The organism is Pseudomonas sp. SMSB3 (assembly GCF_052041965.1).
In the GTDB taxonomy this organism is placed as follows: Bacteria; Pseudomonadota; Gammaproteobacteria; order Pseudomonadales; family Pseudomonadaceae; genus Aquipseudomonas.
Genome location: NZ_JBKGGV010000009.1, coordinates 49,192 through 66,517, shown reverse-complemented (window position 1 = coordinate 66,517; position 17,326 = coordinate 49,192). Strand labels below are relative to the sequence as shown.

Genomic DNA, 17,326 nt, shown 5'->3' with positions numbered 1-17,326 from the left:
TCGCCGGTGGGCGGATCAGAAATCGTGATCCGCGGTGTCCGGGTTCAGGTTGGCGATACCCAGCTTGCCAGCCGCCTGCTCGATCGCGCCGGTCTGCTTGACCAGCGAGGCGATGGCGTCGCGCACCACCTGGTTGCCGGCGGCGTTGTCGGCAGCGATCAGCTGATCGTAGTGCTCGCCGTTCTGCGCGCGGTCAACCATGACCTGGATCTTTGCCTCGGTGGCTTCCAGGTCGGCCTTGAGCGTGGCATCGGTCGCTGGATCGACCTTGGCGACCAGCGAGGACAGGCTCGGGCCGGTCATCTTGGAACCGTCGACGCGGGTGTACTCGCCCAGGTAGACGTTGCGAATGCCCTTGGCGTCGTAGAAGTGCGAGTAGTGGGTGTTGTCGCTGAAGCAGTCTTGCTCGTCTTCCGGGGAGTTGGCTTCCAGGGAAACCTTCATGCGCTCACCGGCCAGTTCGCCCAGCGACAGGCTGCCCATGCCGAACAGCATCTTGCGCAGGCCGTCGGTGACCGGCTCGGCCTCCAGGGTGGCGCGGTAGTTGTCGGCGACGTTGGGCGCCCAGTTGCCGACCATCTCTTCCAGATCCTGCACCAGCAGCTGGGTGACCGCCTTGAGGTAAGCCCGGCGACGGTCGTTGTGACCGCCAGTGGCACCTTCGCCTTCCAGGTAGTCGGACGCCGGGCGGTTGCCGGCGCCTGGACCGGTACCGTTGAGGTCCTGGCCCCACAGGAGGAATTCGATGGCGTGATAGCCCGTGGCGACGTTGGCCTCGGAACCTGCCAGCTCGTTCAGGCTGCCCAGCTTCTCAGGGGTGATGTCCTTGACGTCGATTTTCTCTTCGCCGACCTGGATCTCGGTGTTGGCGATGATGTTGGCGCTGGCTGCCGGGTTGCCCAAGGCGTGCTCATAGCTCGAGTCGACATAGTCGATCAGGCCTTCGTCGAGAGGCCAGGCATTCACCTGACCTTCCCAATCGTCGATGATGGTGTTGCCGAAGCGGAACGCCTCGCTCTGCAGGTAGGGCACGCGTGCCGCTGCCCAGGCCTCTTTGGCGGCCTTCAGGGTCTGCTCGTCGGGCTTGGCCAGGAATGCGTCGATGGCGCTCTGCAGGGTCTTGGCGGTGCTCAGCGAGTCGCTGTAGACGGCATGCACCATGTCGGCGTAATGCTTGACCACGGCTTTGCCGGCTGCTTCGTCGACTGCCCCGGATGCCGCGGCAGGGGCGCTGGCAGCGGCAGGTGCCTGAGCTTGCGGCGCGGCCGCCTTGTCATCCTTGCTTTCGCCACACCCGGCGAGAGCGATGGCAATGGCCAGCAGACTGGCGGAGGCCAGAGGCATTCGAATCATTGTGGGTTTCCTGCGTCGTGTGGTTGGACCGAGGGTTTGCGCCGCGCGTCTTGGCACGCGAATCGGCAACATCATGCGAAAGATTTGCATTTGCTGTAAAGGGGCGGGGTCGCAAATCGTGTAAATGCGCGTCACGGCCTGTAATCGCGCCAGCGTTACAGGGCCGATGCGTGATTGCGCTGGGCCTGCTTGAGGAAACTGGTCAGCTCGCGCGCAGGCAGTGGTTTGCTGTAGTGATAACCCTGACCTTCGTGGCAGCCCTGGGCGATGATGTAGGCTTCCTGCTCGGCGGTTTCCACCCCTTCGGCGATGACTTGCATGCCCAGGCTCTTGCCCAGCTGGATGATGGCGCGAACGATGGTGGCATCGTCGTCGTCATCGAGCAGGTCCTGGACGAAGCTCTTGTCGATCTTGATCTTGTCCAGTGGCAAGGATTTGAGGTAGCTGAGCGACGAGTAGCCGGTGCCGAAGTCGTCGATGGCGATCATCGCCCCCGAGCGGCGCAGGCTGAGCAAGTGCTGCGCAGCGGTGCTGATGTCTTCCATCAGGCCGGTCTCGGTGACCTCGAGCTCCAGGCTGCGCGGTGGCAGGCGGTAGGCCTGCAGCAGGTTGTTGACCACCCGCGGCAGCTCGTTGTGGTGCAGCTGCACGGTGGACAGGTTGACCGCCATGCGCAGCTCGCCGAAGCCCATGTCGTGCCATTCGCGCAGCTGTCGGCAGGCCTGGTCGAGCACCCATTCGCCGATGCCGATGATGCTGCCGTTCTGCTCGGCCAGGGGGATGAACTGATCTGGCGGTACCATGCCCAGTTGCGGATGCTGCCAGCGCAGCAGCGCCTCGACACCGACCACGCGATGGTCGCGGTAGCTGATCTGCGGTTGATAGACCAGGTACAACTGATTGCGCGGCAGGGCTTCGCGCAGGTCTTTTTCCAACTCGCGGCGCCGGCGCATTTCGCTGTCGACGCTGGCGATGTAGAACTGGTAGCGGTTGCGTGAGCGAGCCTTGGCCAGGGTCATGGTCTGCTCGGCCTTTTGCAGCAGTTTCTCGGTGCTGTCGCCGTCCTCCGGGAACAGCGTGATGCCGATGGTGGCACGCAGGCGGATCTGCTGATGCTCCATGCCGAAGGGCATTTCCAGGTCGTCGAGAATGCTTTGGGCCAGCTCCGCGGCCTCGTAGGGCTGCTGGATGTTGGCTTGAACCAGGGCGAACTGGTCGCCGCCCAGACGCGCCAGGGCGCCGAGGCGACCACTGTGGGCGCGCAGACGGTCGGCCAAGGCCAGCAGCAACTGGTCGCCGGCCTGATAGCTGAACTGCTCGTTGATCCCCTTGAAATCATCCAGGCCGACGCAGAGCACCGCGACGCGATGCTGCAGGCGTCCGGCGTCGGCGAGAATCTTGTCGAGCTGCTGCTGCAGTTGCTGACGGTTGGGCAGCCCCGTCAGGAAATCGTACTGGGCCATGCGTTGCAAGCTGTTCTCGGCTTCATGGCGCAGGTGCGTATTGCGCTCGATCGAGGCCAGCAGCTGGTTGGCGGTATTGACCCACAGGCCCAACTCGTTTTTCTCATGGCCTTTGAGCAGCGGAATCTGATGCTGGCTGGGGCGGTCGGGGTTGATCTGGGTGAGGTGTTCGATGATCTTCGACAGCGGCTTGGTCAGCAGCCAGTGATACACCAGGTACAACACCAGGCCCATGGCCAGCGCCCGCAGCACGCCGGAAATGAAGATGATCACCGCGTTGATCAGGAAACCTTCGCCGTAGGCGGCGGTGTCGAGGGTGATGCTGAGGTCGCCGTAGTACTCGCTGTACGGCCCACGGCCGACCAGCTGGGTGGTGTAGGTGCGCTCCTGGCCCAGCAGCAGGTCGGTCAACCAGCGCATCGACATATCGCGCAGCGGGCGCGACTTTTCCGCGAGCATGGTTTCGTTGGGGTGGCCGATCGAGGCCATGCGCACCGAACCGTCCTGGAACAGGCCTTCCATCACCTGCATGCCCATCTCGCGGTCGAGGCTGTAGACCGCCTGAGTGGAAGGGTCGCGGAACATGTCGAGGATGCGTTGGGCGTCGTTATCGATGGCCTGGCGGGTCTTGTGCGTGTCATAGACGATCTGCGCGCAACTGAGGACGACGCCGACCGCCAGCGCCGAAAGAAGCACGACCCTGAGCAACTTGATCGATAAGCTGTTCCGCAATTCCAGCTTCAATGGGGTTTCCTTAATCCATGCGCATGGCAGCATTTTGCCATTAACGTTGGCAATACACTATTGGCCGACCTTGGCCAGTGTATCGGTCGCCCGACCCTGCAACTTGAGTGCGCGGTATCAAACTTCCAGAGGATTGATGTTAGCGCGCTCTGCGCGCTGAGCAAGCAAAACCGTGCCCACTGCCGGCGGCAGTGGCAGGCATGAAAAAACCCGGCGCGAGGGCCGGGTTTTTCGTTCAGGTCTGCAGGGTTCAGGCCTTGAAGGTCTGGCCTTCGAACTGTTCGGCAACGAAGGTCCAGTTGACCAGGTTCCAGAACGCCTCGACGTACTTCGGACGCAGGTTGCGGTAGTCGATGTAGTAGGCGTGCTCCCAGACGTCGCAGGTCAGCAGCGGGGTGTCGCCGCTGGTCAGCGGGTTGCCGGCACCGATGGTGCTGGCCAGGGCCAGGGAACCGTCGGCTTTCTTCACCAGCCAGCCCCAGCCGGAACCGAAGGTGCCGACCGACGTCTTGGTGAACTCTTCCTTGAACTTGTCGAAGGAACCGAAAGCGGCATTGATGGCGTCGGCCAGCGCGCCAGTCGGCTGACCGCCGCCGTTTGGCGACAGGCAGTTCCAGTAGAAGGTGTGGTTCCAGACTTGAGCGGCGTTGTTGAAGATACCGCCCGAAGAGCTCTTGACGATCTCTTCCAGGGTCTTGCCTTCGAATTCGGTGCCTGGGACCAGGTTGTTCAGGTTCACGACGTAGGTGTTGTGGTGCTTGTCGTGGTGATACTCCAGGGTTTCCTTGGAGATGTGCGGCTGCAGGGCATCGTGGGCGTAAGGCAGCGGCGGCAATTCAAAAGCCATGGTAGATCTCCTGATTCAGGTCTGTCTGCGGTTTGCGCAAGGCCGATCACGGGCGGCCCAAGGTACGTCGGCGAGTTTGTACTCTTTGCGACGCAAGCCTTGGATCATAGCACTGGGTCCTGCGCATAACCACGCAACAAACATAGGGAATAGAGCGTCAGGCCCAAGCTTGCAGCTTCCAGCTCAAGAGAGGATGAGCTGGGCAGCGACAGCGAACATCATCACCGCGACCATCAGGTCGAGCAGCCGCCAGGTCGCCGGGCGAGCCAGCCACGGCGCCAACCAGGCGGCGCCGAGCGCCAGCGTCGAGAACCACAGCAGCGACGCACTGGCGGCGCCTGCCACGTAGGCGCCAGGGGCTGTCTGTTGCGCGCCCAGCGAGCCGATCAGCAGTACGGTGTCGAGGTACACATGCGGGTTGAGCAGGGTGACGGCCAAGGCGCTCAGCAGCACTGCCCGGCGCGAGCGCGTGCCCTGGCCCTGTTGATGCTGCAGGCTTTGCTTGGAGTAGGCACTGCGCAGCGCCCTGGCGCCGTACCAGATCAGGAACGCCGCACCGCCCCAGCGCGCGATGGCCAGCAGCGTCGGGCTGTGCGCCAGGACCGTGGCCAGGCCGAACACACCCGCTGCCACCAGCAGCGCATCGCACACGATGCACACTGCGGCCACCTGCAAGTGGTGCTCGCGACGCAGGCTCTGCGCGAGCACGAAGGCATTCTGGGCACCGATGGCCATGATCAGGCCAAGGGCCACAAGCATGCCGTTGAGATAGCTTTGCCACATGGCATTCACTCCGGAAAAGATGCTGGCCAGTGTGCAGCCCGAACTTGTATAAGAAAAACAAATAAACCTGATCCGGCATTAGGAAAATCGATGTTCGACTACAAGTTGCTCGCTGCCCTTGCGGCGGTGATCGAACAGGGCGGCTTCGAGCGCGCCGCGCAGGTGCTGGGTTTGTCGCAATCGGCCATTTCCCAGCGCATCAAACTGCTCGAAGCTCGCGTTGGCCAACCGGTACTGGTACGTGCCACACCGCCGAGTCCCACCGAGGTGGGGCGGCAGTTGCTCAACCATGTGCAGCAGGTGCGCCTGCTCGAACGGGATCTGCAACGCCAGGTGCCGGCACTGGATGAAGAGGGCATGCCTGAACGCCTGCGCATCGCCCTCAACGCCGACAGCTTGGCGACCTGGTGGGCGGCAGCGGTTGGGGACTTCTGCGCCGAACAGCGGCTGCTCACCGATCTGGTGGTCGAAGACCAGGAGGTCGGGCTCAAGCGCATGCGTGCAGGCGAAGTGGCCGCCTGCCTGTGCGGCAGCGAGCGCCCTGTGGCCGGTGCGCGCAGCCTGCCCCTGGGCGCCATGCGCTATCGGGCACTGGCAAGCCCGCTGTTCATGGCGCGCTGTTTCCCGACAGGCTTCGAAGCTCGGCGCCTGGCGCGCATGCCGGCCATCGTCTACGGCCCGGATGACTTTCTGCAGCACCGTTACCTGGCGTCGCTGGGCATCGAGGAGGGTTTCGTGCATCACCTGTGCCCGTCCTCCGAAGGCTTTTTGCGCATGACCGAGGCCGGACTCGGCTGGGGGCTGGTGCCTGAATTGCAGGCGCGCGAGCAAATGGCCAGCGGCTTGCTGGTGGAAATCTGCAGCGATACGCCCATCGACGTGCCGTTGTACTGGCATCATTGGCGCAATGGCGGGCAATTGCTCGCGCAACTGACCGAGCACTTGCGGCGCACGGCACGGCACTGGTTGGTGCCGTTGTAGCGGTAGATGGCGTCTATTGCTTCTGAAATCTTGGCGGAGTCTTACATGCAAATTCTGGTCACGGGCGCGAGCGGCTTCATCGGCGGGCGCTTTGCCCGCTTTGCGCTGGAGCAGGGCCTGGCAGTACGGGTCAGCGGCCGACGCGCCGAAGGCATCGAGCATCTGGTCAAGCGCGGCGCGCAGTTCATTCCGGGTGACCTCGGCGATCCGGAACTGGCTCGCCGCCTGTGCCAAGGGGTCGAGGCAGTGGTGCACTGCGCAGGCGCGGTGGGTAGCTGGGGGCGTTATCAGGACTTTTACCAGGGCAATGTGGTGGTCACTGAGAACGTTGTCGAGGGCTGCCTGAAAGAGCATGTGCGGCGCCTGGTGCACCTGTCGTCGCCGTCGATCTATTTCAACGGCCGCTCGCGCCTGGACATCCGCGAAGACCAGGTGCCACGCCGCTTTCACGACCACTACGGGCATACCAAGCATATCGCCGAGCAGAAGGTCTTCGGCGCCCAGGAGTTTGGCCTCGAGGTGCTCGCCCTGCGCCCGCGTTTCGTCACCGGCGCGGGCGATGCGAGCATTTTCCCGCGGTTGATGCAGATGCAGCGCAAAGGCCGCGTGGCAATCATCGGCAACGGCCTGAACAAGGTTGACTTCACCAGCGTGCACAACCTCAATGACGCATTACTGAGCGCGTTGTTCGCCGATGAACGCGCCTTGGGTCAGGCCTACAACATCAGCAATGGTCAGCCGTTGCCATTGTGGGACGTGGTCAACTACGTCATGCGCCAGATGCAACTGCCGCAGGTGACCCGCTACCGCTCGTACCCACTGGCCTACAGCCTGGCCGCACTCAACGAAGCCGCTTGCCTGCTCTGGCCGGGTCGTCCACAACCGACGCTCTCGCGCTTGGGCATGCAGGTGATGAGCCGCGACTTCACCCTGGATATCAGCCGGGCTCGGCATTACCTGGATTATCAGCCGAAGGTCAGCCTGTGGAGTGCCCTGGATGAATTCTGCGCCTGGTGGAAGCACCAGCCGCCGGGCCAGGGAACCTGATCGGCCCATCATGGTCATCAGCGCGCCGCCCCAGCGGTTTATACTCATGCCTCTTTGCTATTACTGCGGTTGAAGCCACTTATGCGTAACGATGTCCACGACGAATTCGACGATGTGCCCACCTTGCGAGCGGGTACCCCCGATGACGACGAACTGCTGCCCGCGCGGGTGTCGCGCAGCCGCCAACGGGCCGCCAAGCCTGCCAGCACAGGGGCGCTATGGGCATTGCTCGGGGCGGCGTTCATTGCCTTGGCAGGCTTGGGCTGGTGGAGTTTCCAACAGATTTCGCTGATGGAGCAGCAGTTGGTGGCCACTCAGGAAAGCTTCGCCCGCATCAGCGAAGAGGCCGCCGGGCGGTTGCAGGCGATCAGCGGCAAGGTCGCCGCCAGCGAGACATCCAACACCACCGGCAGCGAGGCGCTCAAGCTGCAGATCAAGCAACTGCAGGCCAGCTTGGCCGAGCAGGACAAGCAGCAGCAAGGCGTGGCGGGTCAGACGGGTGACCTGGGCAAGCGCTTGGAGCAGGTGCTGGCCGATGCCCAGGCCCGGCAGCAGGCGGTCGCCGAGTTGCAAGCGCAGTTACAGACGCAACTCAAAGCGGTGAACGAGCAACTGGCGGCATTGAAAGCGGCTCAGGTGGATGGCAGCAAGCTCGATGGCCAGTTCAAGAGCGTCAACGATGAGATAGCGGCATTGAAGAAGCAGGGCAACCTCAAGGCCGCGGTCGACAGCCTGGAACAGGATGTGCTGGTGCTCAAGAGCCAGCTGGAAACCCGTAGCACCGCCGCCAGTGGCGCCACGGTGCAGGAATTCGATGCGTTTCGCGGGCAGACCACGCGCAGCCTGACGACCCTGCAGAGTCAGATCCAGAACCTGCAGCAGCAAATCAACGCGCGGCCTTGAGCGCGAGCGGGCGTCCGCTGGCCTAAGCGGCCAGCGACGCCGGCGATTACAGGCGTGGGTAGTCGATGTAGCCCACCGGCCCCTTGCCATAGAAGGTTTCCGGGTGCGCCTGGTTCAGCGGCGCGTCGGCGGCCAGCCGCGCAGGCAGGTCTGGGTTGGCGATGAACGGCACGCCGAAGGCCACGGCATCGGCCTTGCCTGCAGCCAGTGCGGCGTTGGCGCTGGCCTTGTCGAAGCGCTCGTTGACGATGTATGGGCCGCCGAAGGCTTGCTTGATCAGCGGGCCGATGCTGTCGTCGGCTTCTTTCTCCCGTGAGCAGATGAACGCGATCGCGCGTTTACCCAGTTCGCCGGCCACATAGGTGAAGGTTTCGCTGCGGTGCTCATCACCCATGTCGTGGGCATCGGCGCGCGGTGCCAGGTGCACGCCCACACGGCCCGCGCCCCACACTTCGATGGCCGCGTCGGTGACCTCCAGCAGCAGACGTGCGCGGTTTTCCAGCGACCCGCCGTAGCGGTCGCTGCGCTGGTTGGTGCTGCTTTGCAGGAACTGGTCGAGCAGGTAGCCATTGGCGCCGTGAATCTCGACGCCGTCGAAACCTGCGGCCTTGGCGTTCTCGGCTGCGCTGCGGTACGCCTCGACGATATCGGCGATTTCCTCGGTTTCAAGGGCGCGCGGGGTCGGGTAGTCGCTCAGCGGACGCACCAGGCTGACATGGCCCTGGGCCTTGATCGCGCTCGGCGCCACGGGCAGCTCGCCGTTGAGGTAGCTGGGGTGGGAGATGCGGCCCACGTGCCACAGCTGCAGGAAAATCCGCCCACCGGCGGCGTGCACCGCCTTGGTCACATTGGTCCAGCCACGCACCTGCTCGTCGTTCCAGATGCCGGGGGTATCGGGGTAGCCGACGCCCATGGGCGTCACCGAAGTCGCTTCGCTGAGAATCAGCCCGGCACTGGCGCGTTGTACGTAGTACTCGGCCATCAGCGCATTGGGCACCCGGCCCTCGTCGGCGCGGCAGCGGGTCAGCGGGGCCATGATGATGCGGTTGGGCAGTCGTACATCGCCCAGGGTGATGGGGTCGAACAGTGTGGTCATGTCGGTTACCTGCCTGGTCAAAGCGCTTGGCGCAGTTGGTCGAGGAATGCCTCGATAGTGGCTTCGTTACGTTTGAAGAAGTGCCATTGGCCGACCTTCTGGCTGCTGATCAGGCCGGCCCGCTGCAAGGTGGCCAGATGGGCCGAGACCGTGGATTGGGACAGCCCGCAACGCTGGTCGATCTGCCCGGCGCAGACACCGTTGTCGGTGCTGTGGTACTGATCGGGAAATTGCGTCGCAGGGTCCTTGAGCCAAGCGAGAATTTCGCGCCGAAGCGGATGGGCCAGTGCTTTGATGATGTCGTCCAGATCCGGTGGCATGGGGAGGCTCGCAGGGGCGCATATCGTGATAGAACGAACCGTACATCGGTATTTCGCGATATACAAATATGAAAAGGTTCGGTGTCCAGCGCCAATCGGTATATCGGCCCATGACGATATACCGCGCGGCAATGCTAGACTGCGCCGATGAACTACCTCGCACATTTGCACCTGGGTGGCCCGGCGCCGCAACAGATGCTCGGCAGCTTGTATGGCGACTTCGTCAAAGGCGCCCTGGAAGGGCGTTTTCCTCCCGCGCTCGAGGCGGCGATTCGCCTGCATCGGCGCATTGACAGCTATACCGATCAGCACCCACTGGTGATGCAGGCGTTGGGACGTTTTCCGCAGCAGCGTCGGCGCTTCGCCGGCATCGTCCTGGACGTGTTCTTCGACCACTGCCTGGCGCGGCATTGGTGCGATTACGCCGAGCAGCCGCTGGCACAATTCACCTCAGGCTTCTACCGCGTCCTGCTGGCCGAGCCGCAGCTGCCGGGCCGGCTCGCGCGGATCGCGCCGTTCATGGCGGCCGATGACTGGTTGGGCGCCTATGGCGACTTCGCCACGCTGGAACAGGTGTTCAACGGTATCGCCCGGCGCCTGTCGCGCCCGCAGGGGCTGACCGGCGTAATGACCGAGCTCGAGCACTTGTATGAGCCGCTGTTGGCAGATTTCCGCGCGTTCTACCCGCAGTTGCAGGCGTTCGCCAGCGCCGCGCGTGGCTGAGGGCTGAGCCTCATGCAGCCTGCACCCGCAGGCTCTCTGCGACCCCGAACAATGCCCCATGAATCGCCTGCTGCGCCTGATGGGCCAACGCCGCCCGTTCCAGGCCAGCGCTGGCAATCGGCGTCAACAGATGGATGCATACCTGGGCCTTGGGCTGCGCGAACAAGCGCAGCAGGTGCGAGACCAGGTCATCGTCGCCGATGAAGGGCGCCAATGGATCTGGCCCATCATCGCGCAGATACTCGATGGCCACCGGCTGCACCGCTACACCGCGATCGATGGCGCCGGCCAGCAGCCGGCCGTGAAAGGTGCGCACTTGCCGGCCGTCCGTGGTGGTGCCCTCGGGGAAAATCAGCAACGGCCGAGCCTCGCTCAGTTGTCCGGCGATCTGCTCGCGCAGGCGCTGAGCATCGCCACCGCCGCGGCGGATGAACAGCGTGCCGGCCTTCTGTGCCAGCCAGCCGGCCACTGGCCACTGGCGCACCTCGGCCTTGGACAGGAATGACAACGGCAGCAACATGCCGAGCAGCGGGATGTCGGTCCACGACACGTGATTGCTGACCCACAACATCGGCTGGCGCGGCAGTTCGCCGAGCACCCGCACCTCGAACGGTAACGCGGCGGCCAGCCGCTGCATGAACCAGCAGGCCCAGCGCTGGCGCAGCGCAAGCGACGCCGCGCAGCTAAGGCGTTCGCCGACGGCGATGAGGCTGGCCATGCCCAGCCCCAACAGCAGCACCATCGACAGCCTGGCCAGCCGGGCAAGCACCCGCAACTGCGCCATCACACCGCAGCCTTGAAGTGACGGGCATAACGTGGGCAGAGGTCGGCACGCTTGAGCAGGATGAACACGTCGGCGACCTGGAAGTCTGGGTCCCAGCACGGTTCGCCGCAGATCTTTGCGCCCAGGCGCATGTAGGCCTTGAGCAGGGGCGGCAGCTCGGCGATGACGTTGCCGGGCAGGTCCAGGCTGGGGAGCGGGTGCTTGGGCACGGCGCGCAGGTGCTGGTTGCACAGGTAGCGCTCGCGCAGGCGCTGCATGATCGCGTGGGCTTGGATACCACCGTCTTGCATGGGGATGCTGGCGCAGCCCATCAGGTAGCTGTAGCCGCCTTCATTGAGCACCTCGGCCAGTTCGCCCCAGAGCACGGCGATGGTGCCACCGTTGCGATAGTCAGGCGCTACGCAGGTGCGGCCCAGCTCGAGGATCGGCCCTTGCAGTTGCAACAGACCGTGCAGGCTGAATTCCTCTTCGCTGTAGAAGCGCCCCAGGCTGCTGGCAGCCCGATGGTCGAGCAGGCGGGTGGTGGCGACCAGTTGGCCGGTGGCCAGGTCGCGCACGCCGATGTGCCGGCAGTGGGCGTCGAACTCATCGCTGTCCAGGCCCTGCTCGGCGCCTTTGAGCTTGGCCTTGAATTCTGCGCTGAACACCTGGTAGCGCAAGGCCTGGGCCTCCTGCAGCGGCGCGGCGCCCACCAGGCGTTCGGCTTGCAGGCGGCGTGCAGTGCTGGCGGCGCCAGCGTGAGCGATCCGAGTCATACGCGTCTCCATGAGCCAGCCAAGAAGGGTTGCGGCCGGTCGGCTTTGTTGGGCAAAGTCAGCCTAGGTAGATGCAGTGTCACGCCCGTGAATGTTTGGTGATGCTTGCATGACACACCCAACAGCCCTTCAAGGAGCACGCGATGGCCTGGTTGCAACGAATCAACGACCCTGTTTGCCAGCCACTGGCCGGTAGCCTGGGCGAGATCTACGCCGCCCAACGCGAGCGCCTGGGTGCGGTGACGCCGTTCGAGCTGGCGGTGCTGGGTGGGCGTGCCATGGCCACGCCGGGCCTGGCGTTTCTGATCGGCTACCAGGCGGCCTTGCGCGTGCTTTGGCCCAGCGCCCCCGATAGCCTGGGCGCGCTGTGCGCCACCGAGCGGCGCAGCGTGCGACCGGCCGATATGCACACCCGCCTTGCCGGGTTGCGCCTGAGCGGCAGCAAGGACTTCGTCACCGCGGGCCTTGAGGCCGAGTGGCTGCTGGTTGCCGCGCGTAGCGAAGGCGCCGGGCAGCCGGCGCAGCTGCAACTGGCAGTGGTGTACCCCGGCGAGCCGGGGGTGACCCTGGAAGCGTTGCCGACCTTGCCGCTGATGCCCGAGGTCGGGCATGCCCGCTTGCAGCTGCACGATGCCGCCTGCGAACTGCTGGCCGGGGATGGCTGGGACACTTATGTGAAACCGTTCCGCTCGCTGGAAGACCTCTACGTGCTCGCCGCGCTGACGGCATGGCTGTATGGCGTCGGCCAGCACTGCCAATGGCCGCAGGCGCTGCGCCTGCGCCTGCTGGGGCTGTTGGCTGGGTGTGCCGAAGGCAGTCGACAAAGCGCCGACAGCGCAGGCTGCCACCTGTTGCTCGCCGGCCTGTTTGCGCAATTTCAGGAACTGCGTGGGGCGCTCGACCAGGCCCTGCAACAAGGCCCTGCGCACTGGGCGCAGCTGTGGCAGCGCGACCAGGGCGTGCTGGCGCTGGCCAACGCGGCGCGCGAAACGCGTCTGGCCAAGGCCTGGTCGGCAGCCGGCTTGGCGTGAACCCTGCCGAGGCCCAGCAGTCGGCTTGCTGAGCTGCAGGCGGGCGGGTAATGTTGGCGGTCATCTTCGATGAGACCTGTCATGCCTAAACTGTCCCGTCTGCTGCCTGCCTTGCTCCTGGCCCTGTGCCTGCCTGCCCACGCCAACTGGCACCTGGATGGCGAATCCTCACGGCTGTCGTTCATCACCGGCAAGAACGGCGAGATTGCCGAGGTCCATCGCTTCCTGGTGCTGCACGGCAGCGTCGATCGCAAGGGCGCTGCGGCGCTGCGCATCGAGATGGATTCGGTCAGCAGTGGCATTCCCCTGCGTGACGAGCAGATGCGCGACACCCTGTTCGACGTGCAGCGTTTCGCCGAAGCCAGTGTCCAGGCGCAACTCGACCTGGAGCCGATCACCGATCTGGCCAACGGCGCGCAGATTGAATTGCGCCTGCCCTTGACCGTCAGCCTGCATGGTCAGTCCCATCGCTACAACGCCCTGTTGTTGGCCACGCGCCTGGACGAGCGGCGTTTCCAGGTGGTGACCCTCGAACCGCTGGTGCTGCATGCCGCCGATTTCGGATTGCTGCCTGGCCTGGAAAAGCTGCGCACGTTCGCCAAGCTCAATTCCATCAACCCTACGGTGCCGGTCAATGCGGTGCTGATCTTCACTGCCCGTTGACATGCCGGGCCCGGTATTTCCCTGGCGTGACGGTAACCAATTCGAACTGCTGATCGACGGCCCGCAGTTCTTCCCGCGCATGCTGCATGCCATTGGCGAGGCTCGATCCCAGGTCGATCTGGAGTTGTATCTGGTCGAGGCAGGCGCCTGCGCGCAGGCAGTGGTCCAGGTGCTGGAGCAGGCGGCCCGGCGTGGCGTGCGCGTGCGTTGCCTGTTCGATGATTACGGCTCGCTGGCATTCACCACGGCGCTGCGCCAGCGGTTGCTCGATGCTGGGGTGTACCTGCGCTGGTACAACCGCCTGCACTGGAAGCGCGGCGTGCGCAACCTGTACCGCGACCACCGCAAGCTGTTGCTGGTCGACGAGCGCTGGGCCGTGGTCGGCGGCACTGGGGTCACCGATGAATTCTGGAAGCCCGGCGAGGCCAGCAGCGAGTGGCACGAGGTTATGGTACAGATGCAGGGGCCGGTGGTAGGCGACTGGCAGCTGCTGTTCGACCGTCAGTGGCATGCCAACAATCGCCGCACCGCCTGGCGTCCCGCCGAGGTTTTCGGCCTGCCCCGCGTGCCGAAGATCCCCGCGCAAGGGCAGGGTTTGGGCCGGGTGGCCTATGCCGACGCCCGGCAGCATCAGGACATCCTGCATGCGCTGGTGCGCGCGATCAACAGCGGCAAGCGCCGGGTGTGGCTGGCGACGCCATACTTCCTGCCGACCTGGAGCGTGCGCCGGTCATTGCGCCGGGCCGCTGGCAAAGGAGTCGACGTGCGCCTGCTGCTGACCGGGCCGCGCACCGATCACCCTTCGGTGCGCTATGCCGGCCACCGTTATTACCCGCGCCTGCTGCGCGCCGGGGTGCGCATCTACGAGTACCAGCCGTGTTTTCTGCACCTGAAGATGGTGCTGATCGACGACTGGGTCAGCGTCGGGTCCTGTAACTTCGACCACTGGAACCTGCGCTTCAATCTCGAAGCCAACATCGAGGCACTCGATCCACCCCTGACCGCTGCGGTGCAGGCCAGCTTCGAGCGCGATTTCGCCTTGAGCGAAGTGGTCGACCTCGATCATTGGCAGGCACGGCCGCTGTGGCGACGGGTGAAGCAGCGCATATGGGGCTGGCTTGACCGCCTGGTGGTCAACCTGCTCGACCGGCGCGACTGAGAGCGGCTATCGTGCAGTAACTGTGTCCAGGCAACCGAGGGTTAGCTGCGATGACCGCAAAGAAGATTCTCATGCTGGTAGGCGACTATGTGGAAGATTACGAAGCCATGGTGCCGTTCCAGGCCCTGAGCATGGTTGGCCACACCGTGCATGCGGTGTGCCCGGACAAGCTGGCGGGGCAAACGGTGCGCACGGCGATCCACGATTTCGAAGGCGAGCAGACCTACAGCGAGAAGCCCGGGCACCAGTTCGCCTTGAACTACGACTTCGTGCGTGCCCGCCCCGAAGGCTACGACGCGCTGTTGATCCCAGGCGGGCGTGCGCCGGAGTACCTGCGCCTGGACGAACGGGTGCTGGAGCTGGTGCGCGCCTTCGACCAAGCCGGTAAACCGATCGCTGCGGTCTGCCACGGTGCCCAGCTACTGGCCGCTGCAGGGGTTTTGGAAGGCCGCGAATGCAGCGCCTATCCGGCCTGTGCCCCCGAAGTGCGGCTGGCCGGTGGCACATTCATCGACATCGCCGTGGACCAGGCCCACGTCGATGGCAACCTGGTGACCGCGCCAGCCTGGCCGGCGCATCCGGCCTGGCTGGCGGCCTTGCTCAAGGTGCTCGGCACCCGCATCGGCTGAGGCGGCTGAGGCCATAGCGCGCTGCAGGCTCAGGCGACCTGCTCGAGCCAGTCGTTGAGGTTGTAGTAGTTGGTCACGCGGGCGATCTTGCCGCAGTGGATGTAGAAGAACGCGCCTGCTGGGAGTACATAGGTCTGCCCATTGGCAGGCGGCAGCCCTTGGTCATCGGCCAGGTATTGGCCGTGCACGGTGAACTCGGCCGCTGCCCGGCTGCCATCGGCGTTGTGCATGACCACGATGTCGGCCAGGCGCTCACGGTAGCAGCGGTTCATCTTCTCCATGAAGGCGGCGAACTTGGCCTTGCCCATCTGCCGCTCGCCCTGATTGACGTCGTGGATCACGTCTTCGCTGAGCAAGGCCAGGAAGGCTGGCATGTCACCGGCATTGAAAGCGGCGTAGTAAGCATTTACCAGGTCGGTAGCGGTCATGGAACAATACCTGTCGTGTAGGGAAAAGGCGGTGCGTTGGCTCGGATGATAGGGTTTCCCCTCAAGCCCGGCTTAGCCGAGCGCGTCATCCACATCGACAAAACGACCGCCAAGCATGGAAATACGCCTGTTGCACGGCGCCGCTATCGCGCCTTACATCGATGACCTCGCTCGCCTGCGCTTGTCAGTGTTTCGCGAGTACCCCTATCTCTACGACGGCAGCCCTGAGTACGAAGCCGACTACCTTGCCAACTACAGCCGCTCCGGACGCAGCCTGGTAGTGATCGCGGTGGACCAGGGCCAGGTGATCGGCGCCGCCACCGGCCTGCCACTGATAGACGTCGCAGGGCAATTTCAGCAGCCGTTCCTGGCCCAGGGACGCGACCCGGCCGGCATCTATTACTTCGGTGAATCGCTGGTGCTGCCCGAATACCGGGGGCAGGGCCTGGGGGTGCGCTTTTTCATCGAGCGCGAGTCCTACGCCCACAAGCTTGCCGAGTTCGACTTCTGCGCGTTTTGCGCCGTGGAGCGCCCCGGCGTGCACCCACGCCGCCCTGCCGACTACAAACCCCTGCACGGCTTCTGGCGCAACCGCGGCTTTCTGCACGATCCGTCCTTGCGGACCAGCTACGCCTGGCGCGATCTGGACGAGGAGCAAAGCTCGGACAAGATCATGTCGTTCTGGACCAAGGAACTGCCCATTTGATCCGCCTTGCGGCCTGTCAGTACGCCATTGAGCTGCACGAAACCTGGGAGGCTTACGCCGACCATCTGCAAGGCTTGTGCGCCGAGGCGGCTGAAGCCGGCGCCCAGCTGTTGCTGCTGCCCGAGTATGCCGGGCTGGTGCTCAGTGGCCAGTTGCCGAGCGAGCAGCGCGGTGATCTCGAGGCTTCGATCAAGGGTATCCAGCCGCTTGTCGAGCCTTGGTTGGCATTGTGCGAGGGCATCGCCAGGCGCTGGGGCATCTACCTGCAACCGGGCACCCTGCCGGTGCTCGACGACGATGGCCGCTACCGCAATCGTGCCTGGCTGTTCGGGCCTCAGGGTGTGATTGGCCGGCAGGACAAACTGATGATGACGCGCTTCGAGCGCGAGCAATGGCACATCAGCGCAGGGCAAGGGCTGCAGGTATTCGACACGGCGTTAGGCAAGCTGGGGATCCTGATCTGCTACGACAACGAGTTTCCACTGCTGGCCCGCACGCTTGCCGAGCAAGGTGTGGACCTGATCCTCGCGCCCAGTTGCACCGACACCGAAGCGGGCTACCACCGGGTGCGCATCGGGGCCCAGGCCAGGGCTTTGGAAAACCAGATTGCCGTGTTGCAGAGCCCGACGGTGGGCGTGGCGCCATGGTCGCCGGCGCTGGATGAGAATATCGGCCGGGCTGGGTTGTTCGTGCCGCCCGATCACGGCATGCCCGGTGATGGCGTAGTGGCTTCAAGCGAGGCGTTGAGCCCGATGGGCAGCCAATGGCTGAGGTGTGAGCTGGATCTTGAAGCGCTGGTGCGTGTGAGACGCGAAGGGCAGGTGTTCACCCGCAGGGACTGGCCAGAACAGTTCGACAGACTGAAATGAAAACGCCGCGGGCTGTTCACGGGCAATCGAGTTGCTCGTGAA

18 protein-coding genes and 1 pseudogene are annotated in these 17,326 nt (G+C 64.4%); 10 read left to right on the top strand and 9 right to left on the bottom strand.

The window, feature by feature from the left end; translation table 11 throughout:
- Positions 1–15 precede the first annotated feature (15 nt).
- The 4 genes from ACLEJW_RS15765 to ACLEJW_RS15750 form a co-directional block, all read right to left on the bottom strand.
- Positions 16–1,353, bottom strand: coding sequence for an imelysin family protein (locus ACLEJW_RS15765; protein WP_145188208.1), 1,338 nt, complete (start codon positions 1,351–1,353; stop codon positions 16–18).
- Positions 1,354–1,508: 155 nt separating this feature from the next.
- Complete coding sequence (locus ACLEJW_RS15760; protein ID WP_313295025.1) at positions 1,509–3,560, bottom strand: putative bifunctional diguanylate cyclase/phosphodiesterase; 2,052 nt, start codon at positions 3,558–3,560, stop codon at positions 1,509–1,511.
- Between the two features lie 250 nt (positions 3,561–3,810).
- The gene (locus ACLEJW_RS15755) at positions 3,811–4,407 is read right to left on the bottom strand and encodes a superoxide dismutase (protein ID WP_313645940.1); all 597 of its coding nucleotides are present in this window, start codon (positions 4,405–4,407) and stop codon (positions 3,811–3,813) included.
- Positions 4,408–4,590: 183 nt separating this feature from the next.
- Positions 4,591–5,190 (bottom strand): LysE/ArgO family amino acid transporter, encoded by a 600-nt coding sequence (locus ACLEJW_RS15750; RefSeq protein ID WP_440777871.1) that lies wholly within the window; start codon positions 5,188–5,190, stop codon positions 4,591–4,593.
- 90 nt (positions 5,191–5,280) lie between these two features.
- On the opposite strand from ACLEJW_RS15750, the pseudogene ACLEJW_RS15745 reads away from it, so the two are divergent.
- The 3 genes and pseudogenes from ACLEJW_RS15745 to ACLEJW_RS15735 all read left to right on the top strand — a co-directional run.
- Positions 5,281–6,175: pseudogene (locus ACLEJW_RS15745) on the top strand (LysR family transcriptional regulator ArgP); the annotation flags it as partial.
- A gap of 41 nt (positions 6,176–6,216) precedes the next feature.
- Positions 6,217–7,218, top strand: coding sequence for an NAD-dependent epimerase/dehydratase family protein (locus ACLEJW_RS15740; protein WP_440777870.1), 1,002 nt, complete (start codon positions 6,217–6,219; stop codon positions 7,216–7,218).
- A gap of 81 nt (positions 7,219–7,299) precedes the next feature.
- On the top strand, positions 7,300–8,121 hold the full coding sequence (locus tag ACLEJW_RS15735) for an ATPase (RefSeq protein WP_440777869.1): 822 nt from the start codon (positions 7,300–7,302) through the stop codon (positions 8,119–8,121).
- A 46-nt stretch (positions 8,122–8,167) separates the two neighbouring features.
- Here the strand turns inward: ACLEJW_RS15735 and ACLEJW_RS15730 are convergent, their stop codons facing one another.
- Both ACLEJW_RS15730 and ACLEJW_RS15725 read right to left on the bottom strand, forming a co-directional pair.
- A complete protein-coding gene (locus ACLEJW_RS15730) occupies positions 8,168–9,217 on the bottom strand; it encodes an alkene reductase (RefSeq protein WP_440777868.1) in 1,050 nt (349 codons plus the stop codon).
- A gap of 17 nt (positions 9,218–9,234) precedes the next feature.
- Positions 9,235–9,537: an ArsR/SmtB family transcription factor gene (locus ACLEJW_RS15725; RefSeq protein ID WP_145188184.1), complete on the bottom strand. Its 303-nt coding sequence runs from the start codon at positions 9,535–9,537 to the stop codon at positions 9,235–9,237.
- Positions 9,538–9,684: 147 nt separating this feature from the next.
- Here ACLEJW_RS15725 and ACLEJW_RS15720 point away from each other — a divergent pair, with 147 nt between their 5' ends.
- Entirely contained in the window at positions 9,685–10,260 is a 576-nt protein-coding gene (locus tag ACLEJW_RS15720) for an ACP phosphodiesterase (protein ID WP_313295021.1), read from the top strand.
- 10 nt (positions 10,261–10,270) lie between these two features.
- Here ACLEJW_RS15720 and ACLEJW_RS15715 read toward each other — a convergent pair whose 3' ends face one another.
- Both ACLEJW_RS15715 and olsB read right to left on the bottom strand, forming a co-directional pair.
- On the bottom strand, positions 10,271–11,044 hold the full coding sequence (locus ACLEJW_RS15715; RefSeq protein ID WP_440777867.1) for a lysophospholipid acyltransferase family protein: 774 nt from the start codon (positions 11,042–11,044) through the stop codon (positions 10,271–10,273).
- A complete protein-coding gene (olsB, locus tag ACLEJW_RS15710; protein WP_145188175.1) occupies positions 11,044–11,799 on the bottom strand; it encodes an L-ornithine N(alpha)-acyltransferase in 756 nt (251 codons plus the stop codon). The genes ACLEJW_RS15715 and olsB overlap by 1 nt, the downstream gene beginning before the upstream one ends.
- Before the next feature lie 143 nt (positions 11,800–11,942).
- Between olsB and ACLEJW_RS15705 the strand changes: the two genes are divergently transcribed.
- The 4 genes from ACLEJW_RS15705 to ACLEJW_RS15690 all read left to right on the top strand — a co-directional run bounded on the left by ACLEJW_RS15705 (position 11,943) and on the right by ACLEJW_RS15690 (position 15,281).
- Positions 11,943–12,830 carry an acyl-CoA dehydrogenase gene (locus ACLEJW_RS15705; protein WP_440777866.1) on the top strand — a complete coding sequence of 296 codons (888 nt, stop codon included), beginning with the start codon at positions 11,943–11,945 and terminating at the stop codon, positions 12,828–12,830.
- An 81-nt stretch (positions 12,831–12,911) separates the two neighbouring features.
- A complete protein-coding gene (locus tag ACLEJW_RS15700) occupies positions 12,912–13,493 on the top strand; it encodes a YceI family protein (protein ID WP_440777865.1) in 582 nt (193 codons plus the stop codon).
- Position 13,494: 1 nt separating this feature from the next.
- A complete protein-coding gene (locus tag ACLEJW_RS15695; RefSeq protein ID WP_440777864.1) occupies positions 13,495–14,652 on the top strand; it encodes a phospholipase D-like domain-containing protein in 1,158 nt (385 codons plus the stop codon).
- Positions 14,653–14,702: 50 nt separating this feature from the next.
- Positions 14,703–15,281, top strand: a complete 579-nt coding sequence (locus ACLEJW_RS15690; protein ID WP_313295017.1) for a DJ-1/PfpI family protein — start codon at positions 14,703–14,705, stop codon at positions 15,279–15,281.
- A gap of 29 nt (positions 15,282–15,310) precedes the next feature.
- Here the strand turns inward: ACLEJW_RS15690 and ACLEJW_RS15685 are convergent, their stop codons facing one another.
- Positions 15,311–15,709 (bottom strand): nuclear transport factor 2 family protein, encoded by a 399-nt coding sequence (locus ACLEJW_RS15685; RefSeq protein WP_145188159.1) that lies wholly within the window; start codon positions 15,707–15,709, stop codon positions 15,311–15,313.
- A gap of 115 nt (positions 15,710–15,824) precedes the next feature.
- Here ACLEJW_RS15685 and ACLEJW_RS15680 point away from each other — a divergent pair, with 115 nt between their 5' ends.
- Both ACLEJW_RS15680 and ACLEJW_RS15675 read left to right on the top strand, forming a co-directional pair.
- Positions 15,825–16,415, top strand: coding sequence for a GNAT family N-acetyltransferase (locus ACLEJW_RS15680; protein WP_145188156.1), 591 nt, complete (start codon positions 15,825–15,827; stop codon positions 16,413–16,415).
- Positions 16,412–17,284: a carbon-nitrogen hydrolase family protein gene (locus ACLEJW_RS15675; protein ID WP_145188153.1), complete on the top strand. Its 873-nt coding sequence runs from the start codon at positions 16,412–16,414 to the stop codon at positions 17,282–17,284. The genes ACLEJW_RS15680 and ACLEJW_RS15675 overlap by 4 nt, the downstream gene beginning before the upstream one ends.
- Positions 17,285–17,326: the final 42 nt, after the last annotated feature.

What these genes read in the sequence shown, in the direction of transcription:
- ACLEJW_RS15720 (WP_313295021.1), top strand. Translation starts at nt 9,685, where the DNA reads ATGAACTACCTCGCACATTTGCACCTGGGTGGCCCGGCGCCGCAACAG.
- ACLEJW_RS15730 (WP_440777868.1), bottom strand. Translation starts at nt 9,217, where the DNA reads ATGACCACACTGTTCGACCCCATCACCCTGGGCGATGTACGACTGCCC.
- ACLEJW_RS15740 (WP_440777870.1), top strand. Translation starts at nt 6,217, where the DNA reads ATGCAAATTCTGGTCACGGGCGCGAGCGGCTTCATCGGCGGGCGCTTT.
- ACLEJW_RS15750 (WP_440777871.1), bottom strand. Translation starts at nt 5,190, where the DNA reads ATGTGGCAAAGCTATCTCAACGGCATGCTTGTGGCCCTTGGCCTGATC.
- olsB (WP_145188175.1), bottom strand. Translation starts at nt 11,799, where the DNA reads ATGACTCGGATCGCTCACGCTGGCGCCGCCAGCACTGCACGCCGCCTG.
- ACLEJW_RS15715 (WP_440777867.1), bottom strand. Translation starts at nt 11,044, where the DNA reads ATGGCGCAGTTGCGGGTGCTTGCCCGGCTGGCCAGGCTGTCGATGGTG.
- ACLEJW_RS15695 (WP_440777864.1), top strand. Translation starts at nt 13,495, where the DNA reads ATGCCGGGCCCGGTATTTCCCTGGCGTGACGGTAACCAATTCGAACTG.
- ACLEJW_RS15735 (WP_440777869.1), top strand. Translation starts at nt 7,300, where the DNA reads ATGCGTAACGATGTCCACGACGAATTCGACGATGTGCCCACCTTGCGA.
- ACLEJW_RS15765 (WP_145188208.1), bottom strand. Translation starts at nt 1,353, where the DNA reads ATGATTCGAATGCCTCTGGCCTCCGCCAGTCTGCTGGCCATTGCCATC.
- ACLEJW_RS15705 (WP_440777866.1), top strand. Translation starts at nt 11,943, where the DNA reads ATGGCCTGGTTGCAACGAATCAACGACCCTGTTTGCCAGCCACTGGCC.
- ACLEJW_RS15755 (WP_313645940.1), bottom strand. Translation starts at nt 4,407, where the DNA reads ATGGCTTTTGAATTGCCGCCGCTGCCTTACGCCCACGATGCCCTGCAG.
- ACLEJW_RS15680 (WP_145188156.1), top strand. Translation starts at nt 15,825, where the DNA reads ATGGAAATACGCCTGTTGCACGGCGCCGCTATCGCGCCTTACATCGAT.
- ACLEJW_RS15685 (WP_145188159.1), bottom strand. Translation starts at nt 15,709, where the DNA reads ATGACCGCTACCGACCTGGTAAATGCTTACTACGCCGCTTTCAATGCC.
- ACLEJW_RS15690 (WP_313295017.1), top strand. Translation starts at nt 14,703, where the DNA reads ATGACCGCAAAGAAGATTCTCATGCTGGTAGGCGACTATGTGGAAGAT.
- ACLEJW_RS15725 (WP_145188184.1), bottom strand. Translation starts at nt 9,537, where the DNA reads ATGCCACCGGATCTGGACGACATCATCAAAGCACTGGCCCATCCGCTT.
- ACLEJW_RS15700 (WP_440777865.1), top strand. Translation starts at nt 12,912, where the DNA reads ATGCCTAAACTGTCCCGTCTGCTGCCTGCCTTGCTCCTGGCCCTGTGC.